Source organism: Citrobacter sp. wls826, from assembly GCF_005281245.1.
In the GTDB taxonomy this organism is placed as follows: domain Bacteria; phylum Pseudomonadota; class Gammaproteobacteria; order Enterobacterales; family Enterobacteriaceae; genus Citrobacter; species Citrobacter braakii.
On sequence record NZ_SZWS01000055.1, the window covers coordinates 224,332 to 237,382 of the forward strand.

Consider the following 13,051-nt stretch of genomic DNA (forward strand, 5'->3'; position numbering starts at 1 on the left):
CTGGTGCAACGGGGGGGAAAATGATTTCGCCGCAGAGTATCGCCATTGCGGTTTCAGCCACCAAAATGGACGGACAGGCCAACCAGATAATGTCTGGCACCATGAAATACTGCTGCGCCTATATTGTGATCCTCGGCCTGAAAGTCGGTCTCTTTTATTACTGGTTTATGGCGTAATCCATTGTCAACCCCGTCAAATTCACGGCAACCGTATTTGACGACGCGGTGACCAAAAAGGTTTACACCGCTTCAGGATCGAAACGAAGCGACTGGCTTTACGATTTGTCGGCGCTGACTAAAATAGCGCCGATGTTTCAAATCGAGGATTGTTGTTATGTTGTTCTGGAAAAAGATGGTGAAGAAGTTCGACGCCTTTTCCGCGTTGATCCCACCACGCTACTTCCGCGTGTAATGCCTGGCGCTAATGCCTGATGGCGCTTCGCTTATCGGGTCTACGTTTCACGCTCATTTGTAGGCCGGATAAGGCGCAAGCGCCGCATCCGGCAGCAGAGAAAAATGTTCTCCCCTTTCACTTACGCAGCCCGCACGCTCTTAACACCCTGACCCACAGACGAAGCCATGCAAAACGGTAGATCAGCGGATGCTGAAATCGTAGCAGTGTCAGAAACATAGAGCCTCCTTGCGGCGCTACAGCACCGTTGCCTGATAGCGAATTTGCGGCTCCATTATCTGGTGACGCGCGTCTATCAGCCGCAGTTCATACGAGTCGTGTTCTTTCGTCAGCCGCATCACCGCGTCGACGACACTGGTAGTCCGCTCCAGCGCCTGCTTGTCCTCATAACCGTTGAGCAGTGAAGCCAGCATCACGCTGCAAATCAGATCCCCAACGCCCACCGGCATTTTGGCAAAGGTATACAGCGGCCGGGCGATGTGTAACGTCTGTTCCGCCGTCACCAGCAGCATTTCAAACGCCTGTTTGTCGCGCGAGCAGTCGCCGAGATGTTTAACCAGCACCTTCTTCACGCCCCACGCCACCAGCTGCTGCGCCGCTTCCACCACCTCGTCAAAACTACGTAGTTGTCTGCCCGTCAGCACGCCCAGCTCATAGAGATTCGGCCCCATCACATCGGCCAGTTGAATGGCGTCATCGACAAAAAAGGACTCCACGCCCTGCGCGACGATGCAGCCTTTTTGCGGGTCGCCCATCACCGGATCGCAAAAATAGAGCGCCTGCGGATTACGCTGGCGAATGGTGGTGACCGCGAGCTTCACCTCTTCGCAATGGCGTTTGTCCCCGAGATACCCGGACAGCACGGCATCGCATTGCGCCAGTTTTTGCAGGTCATCCAGCCCGCTGATGATGGCGCTCAGCTCGCCGTGCGGCATTGCCATGCCCTGCCACATCCCGTACTGGGTGTGGTTGGAAAACTGTACGGTGTAAAACGGCCAGACATCGATCCCCGAGAGCTGCATCGGCAACACGGCGGCTTTATTTCCGGCATAGCCATAAACGACTGACGACTGAACAGACAACACGTTTTTCATTTTGACTCCGTCTAGCGAAACGTTGGCAGCAGACCAAATACGTCCAGAACAACCGTCAGATAGACAACCGCCCCACAGACAATGACCAGATTGAGCACGGTGTTATTACACGGCGCGGTATAGCTGGCGGTCGGAAAACGTTTCCGCGCCGCTTTCACCAGGAACGGCGGCAGGATCACGCTCCAGATGGTAAAGGCCAGACCGGCGTAACCAATGGCGTGGACAAACCCGTTCGGGAAGAAGAAGCACACGGCGGCTGGCGGGAAGTAGGTCACCAGCGCGGTTTTCAGGCGACCCATGCCGTCATCCGGGAAGTGAAACAGGTCGGCGATGTAATCGAACAGGCCAAGCGTCGCCGCCAGCAGGGAACTGGCTACCGCAAAGTTGCCGAAGAAGGTCAGGATCAGATCCATATAACGGCTGGTGAACAGCCCGCTGATAGCCTCGACAAACACGTCGATATTGCCGCCTTTAGCGATAATTGGCGGGAATGAGGAACGGCTGATGTTGCCCATCGTGACGCCCAGCCAGAAGATATACAGCAGCAGGGCAAACAGCGTGCCGATGATAATCGAACGCGTAATATTTGAGATCCCGCTCGTGCCATACAGCTTAACCAGGCTCGGCACGTTACCGTGAAAACCAAACGAGATAATGCAGAACGGCAACGTCATCAGGATATACGGCAGGTACTGCGAATTGGGCAGCGCCACCGCCACGCTGTCGACGAGTTTCGCCACTTCGATATGACCCACCAGGCCAGAGAAGGTGGCAAAGAACGCGATAAACTTACCGATGATCAACACGGTAGTAATACGTCCAACCAACAAGGAGCTGTACCAGGCAATCGCCCCGACCAGCATACTGACGATCACCACCGAGATATTCGCCGGAAAGCGCACGCCGCTGTATTTGAACACGGTTTGCGCCATCACCGCCGACGAACCAGAGATATAGGCATAGGTCAGAATATACAGCACAAAACCGAAAGCGATACCGACCACAATATTCCACTTTCGACCTAATAAATCCTGAGTAAAAGTATTAAAACTGGCACCAGCGCCATAATGCAGGTTAACTTCGACCAGCATCAGACCGGTTAATAACATCATGATGGCGATAAACAGAAGAATAACTGACGCACCGGGGAACCATACGCCAGCCATCGCAATCGGCAGGGAAAACATCCCTCCACCCACTACGGTCGCGATAACCAACATGGTTCCGCTAATCAGTCCGGGGGTACTACTCTGTCGCTCAATGGCATTAATATCCATGATAAATGTTCCTGTAGACTATTCGTTATAATTACAGCTGTCATTTGTACATCATGCGGATAATAAAAATGTCGGAGTCAGGGTTTACTTTTGTAGTTATGTCACGGTAACGGGCACCGCAAAGGCTTCCTGTTCATGGAAAAGAAATACAAAAAAGCCCCATCCTGAGATGGGGCCATAATTATTATTTAGATATAGTCAAAGCGTGCAGTAAAGAAACGGAGTTGCTTCGGCTCGTAAATAAACTTCAGCCCGCGAATATCTTCTTTGTGCTGGTAAAGTTTAATAATACCGTCAGCCACCACATCCATATGCGCGTAAGTATAAACGCGGCGTGGAATAGTCAGACGCACGGTTTCCAGTTTCGGCCTGTGGTGTTCACCAGTCACGTTATTACGGCCCGCAGAGATAATTCCGCGCTCCATACTACGTACGCCGGTTTCCACATAGATACTGGCAGCCAGGCTTTGCGCCGGGAACTCGTCCTGCGTCAGATGCTCACAGAAGCGACGCGCATCGAGGAATACCGCATGACCGCCCACCGGTTCAACAATCGGTACACCAGCGGCTTTCAGCTTGTCGCCCAGATAGCGAACCTGCTTCACGCGGTGCTCGATGTACTCATACTGCATGGCTTCGCGCAGACCAATCGCCATGGCTTCCATGTCGCGTCCGGCCAGGCCGCCGTAAGATGGCATGCCTTCGTAGACAACGACTAACTCTTTGGCAGAAGAGAACATTTCGTCATCGTTCATGCACAGGAAGCCGCCGATATTCACCAGACAGTCTTTTTTACCACTCATGGTACAACCGTCGGCGTAGCTGAACATCTCATGCACGATCTCTGCGATGCTCTTGTTCTCAAAGCCCTGCTCTTGCTCTTTGATAAAGTAGGCGTTTTCTACGCAGCGGGTAGCGTCGTAGAACACTTTAATGCCATGTGCTGCAGTCAGTTCACGCACCGCGCGCATGTTAGCCATGGAAACCGGCTGCCCGCCTGCGAGGTTAACCGTGACTGCCAGGCAAATATAGGCAATATTCTCGGCGCCTTTTTCATCAATCAGTTTTTGTAATTTTTTAAGATCGATATCACCTTTAAAAGCAATATTCAGACCGGCATCGTGCGCTTCGTCACGAACGATATCGACAAACACCGCACCATTTTTTTCCTGGTGATAACGGGTAGTAGTGAAATACATATTCCCGGCAACATATTGCCCCGGTTTAATTGCCAGCTGCGATAACAGGTTTTCTGCGCCGCGCCCCTGGTGAGTAGGAACAATATGTTTAAAGCCAAACAGTTCCTGCACGGTTCTTTCCAGATGATAGAAGTTTTCGCTGCCCGCGTAGGCTTCATCACCCATCATCATGCCGGCCCACTGCTTGTCGCTCATTGCGTTAGTGCCACTGTCTGTCAGCAGGTCAATATAAATATCTTTCGAATTTAACAGGAAAGTATTGTATCCCGCTTCCTGCATTTTCTTAAGGCGTTCATCACGCGGGATCATAGATACAGTTTCAACGCTTTTAATACGGAAGGGTTCTGCCGGATAATTCATTTTGTTTCTCCAGTAACAGTGGTCATGTACGTATTAATGTGAAGTAAAGCATACCTGGTTCATCAATAAAGTCTGATGAAATATAACTATTCGCCTCCTGAGTCAGGGGGAGAAATAATGTGGAGGCACTATGCAAGATTTAATTGATTATGGAAATAGCCTAGTCAACATTAATCACTGGCAATAATTTAAAAAGCTGTAAATGTAGGTGATGCAAATCACACGTCATTTTTTTACCCGTTCATATTCAACAAGTTTTTTTTGCGTGTTGATTTGCCATTTGCGATGGTGCCCCCGTGGAGAGGGGAAATACTGAAAACTTAACTTTCCAGTCTGTGCTCATACTGTATTGCTGAATGAGTACACCCCATTTTGTGAGAGTCGGATCACTTCACGGATTTATATTTGTGATTCACATCACTAAAAGTGTAAAGCAAAGTGTACAAAACGGCGTTGTTTCAGAGTTTGCTATTTGCTTCAGTGAGTTAGATCGCATTTTTGGCCTGATACAGATGGGCGTTATTTTCTGGAAATGGCAGGTATCAGGAGGATGGGACAGGAATGAATTTATACGGTGAATAATACTATGTTTATTGGGATAGAGAGGATTTCTATTTATTCCGAAAGCGTGCTAATCGCGCTTATTTCATGTTATTTACATCTGGACTTCCCGCCAATTACTGGGGTAATTTACAGGGGTTTTATTAGCGCGATGCGAAGGTGCGCCAACACCTCCGCATCGCTAATCACAGTAACTATTTCACGAGAATAGCCATCATGACTGATACGCATTGTATTGCAGTTTCATTTGATCCAGAAGTGTACGTCGCAGATAACCGTTGCCTGAAGGTGGGTTATGCGAGCGGTTATCCTGATTACAGCCGTTTGCCGGTGAAGTATGTCCAGTTTCCGTCCATCGTGATGAAGGGCCAGTGGCTTAAAGCCGCCGGATTCGACACCGGCACCCGCGTCGATGCGCGCGTCATGCAAGGCTGCATTGTGTTAACCGCCCGCACGCCCGACCCCGAAGAGTCAGAACTGATGAAATCCCTGCGCGCCGTGGAAAAGCTCTCCGCGCGTAAGCAAAAGCAGGTGCTGGAGTTTATCGGGGTGATTGCGGGGAAAACGGCGAAGGGGTGAGAGCGTGATGGTAATTAAGGCGCCGAAGGGCGCCTTTTTTGGGGTATTACGCCACTTTTGCTTTATGCCGTAGTGCGTTCGTTCCAGGCGTCGGTATATTGAATATTGCCATCTACGATACACCAGGTGATTTTTTCATAGCGCAGTTGTACGCTTTCCAAATGTCCGGTTCCCGTTACCGTACGTGTGTCATGCACGATTGGTGTCACTGATACAACTTTTACACCTTCAAGCAGGGTATTAAAGTATTCCACTTCCTGGCCTGCGTCGTTTATGTGATAGAACTTTAGTTCCGCACTTTGAAGTGTCTGACCTGTCGCAACTGCTTTGTAAAGGTATGGGCTGGAGGAATCGATCTCTTTGTCAAAAAGAAATGGGCCATGTTGGCGTGTGCCGGTTAGCTTTCCAGTGGCACCATCGGTTGGAATGCTAAGGTTATGTGTTAAACCACGTAACTCAATACTGCCTTCACGTCCCTGGACATCCGAGCCTCCACGAATCATCGCGCCACCATCGTCTTTTAAAAATAAATGAACGGGTACAGCCATTTTCAACACTCCTTGTAATCAATCATATAACCAGCGGCCTGCTCTGGCTGATTCTGCGAACATACGCACAGTAAGCGGTTTTGACACTTGTTTGATGGGTTCGTTGGTAAACCATTTTCTATAGACCGATTCTCTTTCCCACGGGTAATAGGCATCGAAATCAATCACAGAAACATCAACGTTATATTTCTCTCCAAAATCATCAATGGCATACGGTAATTCATCCCATTCAGCGTAACCTTGCAGCGGCGTATCAAGTTCAATCGGGATAGGCTTGAAAGTAAACGTTACCGCGAGAGATAACTCCCCCCGAAAAAATTCTAATACCTCATTATCCGTCACCATACGCGATCTTCCTCTCTGGCAATGGTGTTGTAGGTATTCACCGTTTTATAAACAATTTGGGCGACATCATTTGCGAGTAATACCCAACCAATCACAGGAATTGTTCGTCCAACGAATGCCCCCAGATTGTTAGTCATCATTGGTTTTAAATATTTGATACTGGCATTGGTGATGGTAGGAAGCCTGACGGACAATGTTACGTTAAGAAACTCACGAGAATATTTGGAGGCAATTGATGTGCCTTGTGTTGCCCCATATGGTTTACCCCGTGTTTTCAGCAATGGTAACCCAAGAATGATACATGACATTGTTACCACATCTTTAATTCCCCAAATTGTTCATCAATCTTGTCGAGGAAAATCCAGAAAAATAGCTCACCTGCAGAAATGTTACAGACCCCTTTATAAAAGTATGTTCCGTTGAGTTCCTCTACTGTGTCCATCAGAGATCCTTCGATATGCAATAATTTGCATACTTATCGTACTCCTGCGTACCCTGGTGGGGGAACGGTAACTGCCGTGGCGTATGTGTTTTTCAGAAAACATAAAAGTGATGTCGTTGATGTCAGACAACATGCCACGGATAGTGCTTTATCAAATTGATACCAATAAGTGACGTCGATAGCGCATCAACCCGTCTTTGCTTGATCAGGTGATATTTTGCGAGCATCATCGCAATTATTTACCTGATAATGAAATCAATGAGTTCCAGTAAAACCCTGCAGCAGGCAATTGCCGACATCACCATCTGGCGTAAAGGCGAGCAGCGTGCGCCGCACAAACCTTTGCTGCTGCTTCATGTGCTGGCGGGTTATCAGCAGGGTCACAGTCGCCTGTTTGACTACGGTTCGGAAGTTCGCGACCCATTGCATAGCCTGCTGGAACGATTTGGACCACAGCGCGCGCAGTACCGCCCGGATATGCCCTTCTGGCGCTTACAGGGCGATGGGTTCTGGGAGCTACAAAACGCCGAGCAGTGCTCAACATCCGGCAGCAGTAAACAGCCCCCTGCCGGAGAACTGGTGACGCATAACGTTGCCGGAGGCTTTGATGAACAACATTTTACTCTGCTGAAAAAGAACAAGAACCTCATCAACGCCCTGGCCCAGCAAATCCTCGAAGCGCACTTCACCGAAAGCATTCAGGAAGAAATCGCGGATGAACTGGGGTTTGATATCCTGCAAATCCGCAAACAGCGGGACCCGTTGTTCCGCCAGCAGGTTCTGCGTGCTTATAACTATGAATGCGCCATTTGTGGCTTCAATATGCGCCACGACAGCACTTCAGTTGCGCTTGAAGCGGCGCATATCAAATGGAAACAGCATGGTGGCCCGTGCGAGATTTCAAACGGACTGGCGCTGTGTGCAATCCACCATAAAGCTTTTGATAAAGGTTCGATTGGGCTGGATGAGAGTATGCGAGTTCAGGTGTCACCCGCAGTGAATGGCAGCGGCATGGTGGGCAGACTGTTCTGGGATTTCGACGGTAAATCGATAGCACTGCCAATGATGCGCGAGAATTATCCAAAAGAAGGGTTTGTAGAGTGGCACAGGAAGGAGGTGTTTAGAGGGTGAGGGTGAGGGTGAGGGTGAGGGTGAGTGCGAAGGCCGGATTCGAATTTAACACCCAATAGACTGATATCAATGTAGTTTATAAGAAGTGATAAATGGTTATACCCGCACTTGTACCCACAAGTTAAAATCCGTACAAAAAATAGACATCGCGAGTGGGTATAAAGCCATATCAGTAGAACATCGATATGGCTATCAAAGCAAGATTCAGAAAGTCAGAGGCTTATCCTCGAAAATCACTAATACTTTCCCAAGTAAATGCACGACTAAAAGGTCCTCATCAAACAGGTAATCTTTGAGCATCTGCTATGAATTAATCGAGGACAAGTATGTAAATGTCTTTATTACACCATAGAGCCTTACCAACATTGTGATCATAACCTCATGTTTTCTTTGTCATATACAGTTCATATTGTGACGTCAAAAGAGTTATAGTGTCAATCGGTATACGTTCCGACAGAGAGGAAACATGCAACCCATACACCCCCTTATCAAAGCGGCAAGAGATAAAAAATTACCGCATCCAGCCCAGTTGAATAAATTCAATCAAGAATACTGGATTAAATTCATGGACCAAATAGGTCCGCTAACTGCAGAGGCTTCAGCATACATTTCAGGTGCTACGTGGCTCAATAATAATTTTCAAAGTGTGCATAATACTCGAAAGCAAATTTGTTTTTTAAAGGGCTGCAGACCTGAATATCATGAAATGATCAGGGCACATATCGCCAGTGCTAATTATGCATTTTGGCAGGTATGCGACGAACAAAAAGAGATTTTTGAAGATACAAGCAATACAGCTATAGAGCAGTTTATTATCTCAAAAACTTCGAAGGTAGGAAAAAGCGACCCGGTAAGTGTCAACAGTGTAAATATGCATAGACTTGACAGTCTAAGAGGTCCATTGTTCGAGCTATTTAAATATAAGGACCGTATGCATATACTCTTTCCTGATGATCGCCCGAACAAGTTATCAAAACTTGACTTTTATCTCGCGGAAATGAGGCTGTCTCAGCACTACCATAGCTTTTCTTCGCTGTGGCAAGACTTGCTCTATGGTCGTGCAGTATTCACTTTCCAGCAGAAGCGAGTCTTTTTCATGCAATGTCATTCTGACTATCACCGCATGAAAACAATTGCAGAATACCGTCGAGATCATTTTTTAGCCACTTCAATAACTGAAGCTCGTACCGTAATGGATAAATTTCAGAATATCAATCCTTGGTCAAATTATCTACATTATGAGCCAGGTAAAGCGTTGAGCTCAGCACCATGGCGAACATTATCTCAACGCTCGCAAATGATTGCCAGATATCAGCCTTTATCGGCTTTAATTCAGCTTGACGACCACCTCAAATCACTATTAAAACGCAAATCCTCCCCTTGTATTGAACGTAAATTACAAAGTGTTTTAGATATATGGGTTCATCTATCTGTGCTGGCTGTTCAGATTGATGAACATCTGCACACAAACGAGGAAATCAACGACTGGTCAAAACTAGTTCATCTTGCACCTCAATTTGAACATTCTAATCTTATTGCTGCACTAATACAGTGTTGTGAATATAGTGAAACTGAGATCATCGATGCCCTAGATTTGTTGACCTGGAGAGGAAAGTCGCCGCAGGAGGATTTATGGGTGCAGCCTCTGGTGTCTGTAGAGGATAATTATGTTTTCCCGATCAGTGCTTTTCTTACAGCTAGCCTAACCCGCAATATAGATTGTTGGATGACTAAAATAGATCCCAATGATACTCGCCGTGGAAAACTATTTGAGAAGGATTTGATTAGAGTATTGGAAGAGTGCCGAAAAGGAAACTCGGTGATGAAGGAGCATTTGCGCTATACCTCTGCAATTGAACCAAACTATCATGGACATAAGGAAGAAATAGACCTGACCTTCTCTTTTGGAAACTTACTAATTGTTGTAGAAGCTCGTAGCCGTAAAACATCTATCACGCCACTCGATTATGACAATGAACTTTTCGATTCTAACGGGCTGGTGCATAAAACCAAGCAGGCCATTAGAAAAGCAGCCTTTGTTAAGGAACATCTTGAGCATTTTTGTAGGGATTATTACCCCCACTTATCAGGTACAGAAGACGTTGAGGTTGTTCCATTAGTAATAATCAATGGTCAATTTCATGCGGGTTTTCCTCTGAATAACGTACCTATTATCGATTCAGCGCTTCTGTTGCATTATCTTCGAGATCGTGAGGTGCGTTTTATGGCAGCAGCACCTTATGACAAACATCAGTATGGCATCCCACTTTGGCAAAGTCTCGAAGAGGCACAAAGTCGTTTCAGGGATTATCTTTCATGCCCTACCTTGATAAAGGTCTACGATTCAATGTGTAGAGAGTCAGTAAAACGCTCCAACAATCTCGGGGAGGATTTTGATGAGGTTGTTTCACTTACATTCGAAATTCATTTCATGGGATGGGAAGAGCAATTGGCTCATGTTAAACGAGCCTTTCAAAATCAATTTGTAAAATATTACTGACTTGAATCATGCCATAGCAGACCATTATTCGAAGGATATAGTCGACATTGATAAAAAATATCCCATCACTACTGATAAAAACTTCAATTTCTTATTTTAGGATTTTTAAACGCGAAAATAAAATGCATCGGTCGTTATCGGCAGGTGCATTATGAAATCAATAATCAAGGAGGTAATAAAAAAGATGTTGTTTAACGTACAGCATTTTTACGGCTTCGGCGCAATAAACCAGTTGCCTGTCGCGCCCGCAGAATATCGACTGCCCGCAGATATGGGGACTGTTCTTGCCAGTTGAATCCCTTGCGATCAATACGAACCAGCCCGTACTTTTCCACCAGAAAATTAACGGCATCGGCCAAAGATATACCGGCATCGATATGTTCCTGAATTACCGTTTCATCACTGAATGGTGTGTCGTTGAGTGTCAGGCCATAATGTTGTTCCAGCAGGCGTGCAAGCAGCATTTGCCACACTGCCACGGACGACAGACATAGCGTCACCGCCTGCGGAGTTGTTGCAGGTAGAGTTTTCATATTTGCTCTTGTGGAGTTAGTTAACGTTGAGTGGGGTAAACGGCGATGTATACGTAGCCGTAACTGCCAAGGGTATCGGCTTCGCAGGTGAAACCATTGTGGTACAGGGTGACACAGTGGGCATGCCGAGGATTCACTTCACCAGTAGTCAACATCGACTCCATCTGGCTGATAAAATGTGGGAATACTTCATCCAACTTCAAAGATTCTACGTTACTGAATTCACCTGTAATGCTGGCCCGGTCAACCAGATAGTGCAGCCGGTTTCCCTCCTGTACCAGACGAGCGCCAAAGCAAGGCGTCACATTACAATTCAGCCCCCACTGGAGAAATGAATCGTTCTCTGAGTCAGTAGATTTCATTGAAGTACCCTCATATCCAGCCTCGCTCTGCAAACGACACAATTCCATCTGAACCGATAACCAGATGATCGAGAGTGTTCACATCAACCAGTGCCAGCGCTTCTTTAAGCCTGCCCGTAATGTTGCGGTCACATTGGCTGGGCTCCGGATCACCGGATGGATGGTTATGTGCCAGCACAACAGCAGCAGCATTGAAGCGAAGCGCTGACTTCACCACCTCACGGGGATGGACCTGGACATGGTTAATCGAACCGGCAAACAGCGTTTCACTCTCCAGTAAACGGTGCTGGTTATCGAGATAGAGCACCATAAACACTTCCCGTTCTTGTCCTGCCAGCTGTAACCGAAGCCAATCACGGGCAGCAGTACTAGAGGTAAAGGATATACCGGGCTGGCGCAGATATTTATCCAGCAGGTTGATGGCACGACGAATGGTGCGTTGGGCATAGGGGGTTAATCCGGAGGTCGCGGGGAGCAAACAACCATGCTGGGCCATAATCGCCAGTGGAAAGAGTTCAGGCTGAGATGACAGCGGGGATAATGCGGTATTCATGTTCGGTATCCCTCAGTCGATGAGATGCATAATGGCGCTGCACTCTGGATGGTTCAGCGCGTAGTCGCGTAAGCGATAATAATGCTCAGTCATCGCGTCACACTCGGTGCGACAGGCGTGGTGGTTGTAAGCCATCAGACAGGCGACCATCCCTGCAGCTTCACTGGTAAGCTCTGCGCCATTGCCATTCATGCTGTTGAACAATGTCCACTTCTCATCGTGATCTGACTCGGGAGCCATAAAAGCGCCGCCGTTGCTGAGTGTCGAAAAGCGCCAGATACCACCTTGGTAATCGGCACACAGCCGCTCCATCCAGGCGAAAATACGAGGTTCAAGGGTTATCCATTGTGGGATGGAGCCAAAGTGCTGCGGCCAGAAGCCGATGCGTAACTCGTCCGGGACCACTGAGGCAGTAATTGCGGTATGCTCCGCAACCTGATGATTTTGTGTATTCATTAAACTATCTCCTTATGCCGGAACCGTTGTTTAACGCCCGAAAAAATCGAGCATGTTTTCTGCCATCACCCAAAGAGCACGATTGAGCTTCACATCGCCATCAATACCGGTAACAGCACGGGTGCGGCTGCTTTTCCCCTGAGCGGTTCGCCCTGACAATCCACCTTTCATCAGGTTCTCCTGCACGCGCTGGTATACGGTCCACAGGTCATCGCTGTAGTCCTCCCGGCGACGTGGGGTCAGCAACTGCGATACCGTGACCGGCTGGTGGTCCTCACCAAATCAATACTTCAGTGCGGCATTCGCCAGCGCGTGACGGGCCGGGTCTGGCAACACAAGCGACTGCATCGCATCGCGTTTCTCCTCCACCCGGTCAAAGACCCTCAGCACTTCGTAAGCCCCTTCAATCACCTTCTCGACGACATTACCTTTATGCGGCACCCGTACTTCTCCGAACGACTGACCGCAGACCAGGCCGTTGGTACAGACGCCACGAAAAAGTCCCGGCAGCATCTGGTAGCTTGATGAGCCGTCATGGCTGTTAAGTAGAATGATTTCCGGCACCTGATGGCCGGTCAGTTGACCGGCACGACGCAGGCGAAGCATGTGTTTGGTGTGTTCCCGCTTGCTCTGGTCGCGAACCTTTGTCTGGCAGGCAAAGAACGGCTCAAAGCCTTCACGCTGCAGGCTTTCGAGGATG

General features: G+C 48.0%; 13 protein-coding genes and 2 pseudogenes. 4 read left to right on the plus strand and 11 right to left on the minus strand.

The window, feature by feature from the left end:
• The coding region (locus FDW87_RS22895; protein ID WP_252363228.1) for an L-lactate permease at positions 1-176 on the plus strand (176 nt) is incomplete at its 5' end.
• A 471-nt stretch (positions 177-647) separates the two neighbouring features.
• Here FDW87_RS22895 and pdxY read toward each other — a convergent pair.
• The 3 genes from pdxY to FDW87_RS16885 form a co-directional block, all read right to left on the minus strand.
• Positions 648-1,505, minus strand: coding sequence for a pyridoxal kinase PdxY (pdxY, locus tag FDW87_RS16875; RefSeq protein ID WP_016151549.1), 858 nt, complete (start codon positions 1,503-1,505; stop codon positions 648-650).
• An 11-nt stretch (positions 1,506-1,516) separates the two neighbouring features.
• On the minus strand, positions 1,517-2,782 hold the full coding sequence (locus FDW87_RS16880) for an aromatic amino acid transporter (protein WP_016151548.1): 1,266 nt from the start codon (positions 2,780-2,782) through the stop codon (positions 1,517-1,519).
• Between the two features lie 188 nt (positions 2,783-2,970).
• Complete coding sequence (locus FDW87_RS16885; RefSeq protein ID WP_016155590.1) at positions 2,971-4,341, minus strand: tyrosine phenol-lyase; 1,371 nt, start codon at positions 4,339-4,341, stop codon at positions 2,971-2,973.
• A gap of 777 nt (positions 4,342-5,118) precedes the next feature.
• Here FDW87_RS16885 and symE point away from each other — a divergent pair.
• The gene (gene symE, locus FDW87_RS16890) at positions 5,119-5,481 is read left to right on the plus strand and encodes an endoribonuclease SymE (protein WP_137379963.1); all 363 of its coding nucleotides are present in this window, start codon (positions 5,119-5,121) and stop codon (positions 5,479-5,481) included.
• A 62-nt stretch (positions 5,482-5,543) separates the two neighbouring features.
• Here the strand turns inward: symE and FDW87_RS16895 are convergent, their stop codons facing one another.
• The 3 genes and pseudogenes from FDW87_RS16895 to FDW87_RS16905 form a co-directional block, all read right to left on the minus strand.
• Positions 5,544-6,029: a type VI secretion system tube protein TssD gene (locus tag FDW87_RS16895; RefSeq protein WP_016151545.1), complete on the minus strand. Its 486-nt coding sequence runs from the start codon at positions 6,027-6,029 to the stop codon at positions 5,544-5,546.
• A gap of 18 nt (positions 6,030-6,047) precedes the next feature.
• Positions 6,048-6,374: a DUF1493 family protein gene (locus tag FDW87_RS16900; protein WP_016151544.1), complete on the minus strand. Its 327-nt coding sequence runs from the start codon at positions 6,372-6,374 to the stop codon at positions 6,048-6,050.
• Positions 6,368-6,816 (minus strand): annotated as a pseudogene (locus FDW87_RS16905) (STM2901 family protein). Before FDW87_RS16905 ends, FDW87_RS16900 begins: the two are co-directional and overlap by 7 nt.
• A gap of 258 nt (positions 6,817-7,074) precedes the next feature.
• On the opposite strand from FDW87_RS16905, the gene FDW87_RS16910 reads away from it, so the two are divergent.
• A complete protein-coding gene (locus tag FDW87_RS16910) occupies positions 7,075-7,947 on the plus strand; it encodes a phosphorothioated DNA-binding restriction endonuclease (protein ID WP_137379964.1) in 873 nt (290 codons plus the stop codon).
• A gap of 466 nt (positions 7,948-8,413) precedes the next feature.
• Positions 8,414-10,447 carry a hypothetical protein gene (locus FDW87_RS16915; protein WP_137379965.1) on the plus strand — a complete coding sequence of 678 codons (2,034 nt, stop codon included), beginning with the start codon at positions 8,414-8,416 and terminating at the stop codon, positions 10,445-10,447.
• 191 nt (positions 10,448-10,638) lie between these two features.
• On the opposite strand, the gene FDW87_RS16920 is transcribed toward FDW87_RS16915, so the two are convergent.
• The 5 genes and pseudogenes from FDW87_RS16920 to FDW87_RS16940 all read right to left on the minus strand — a co-directional run.
• The gene (locus tag FDW87_RS16920; RefSeq protein WP_137379966.1) at positions 10,639-10,980 is read right to left on the minus strand and encodes a TA system toxin CbtA family protein; all 342 of its coding nucleotides are present in this window, start codon (positions 10,978-10,980) and stop codon (positions 10,639-10,641) included.
• A gap of 20 nt (positions 10,981-11,000) precedes the next feature.
• Positions 11,001-11,342 (minus strand): type IV toxin-antitoxin system YeeU family antitoxin, encoded by a 342-nt coding sequence (locus FDW87_RS16925; RefSeq protein WP_170975118.1) that lies wholly within the window; start codon positions 11,340-11,342, stop codon positions 11,001-11,003.
• Between the two features lie 10 nt (positions 11,343-11,352).
• Positions 11,353-11,895, minus strand: coding sequence for a DNA repair protein RadC (gene radC / locus FDW87_RS16930; protein WP_137379967.1), 543 nt, complete (start codon positions 11,893-11,895; stop codon positions 11,353-11,355).
• A gap of 12 nt (positions 11,896-11,907) precedes the next feature.
• Positions 11,908-12,351 carry an antirestriction protein gene (locus FDW87_RS16935; RefSeq protein WP_063444302.1) on the minus strand — a complete coding sequence of 148 codons (444 nt, stop codon included), beginning with the start codon at positions 12,349-12,351 and terminating at the stop codon, positions 11,908-11,910.
• 30 nt (positions 12,352-12,381) lie between these two features.
• Positions 12,382-13,051 (minus strand): annotated as a pseudogene (locus FDW87_RS16940) (DUF932 domain-containing protein); the annotation flags it as partial.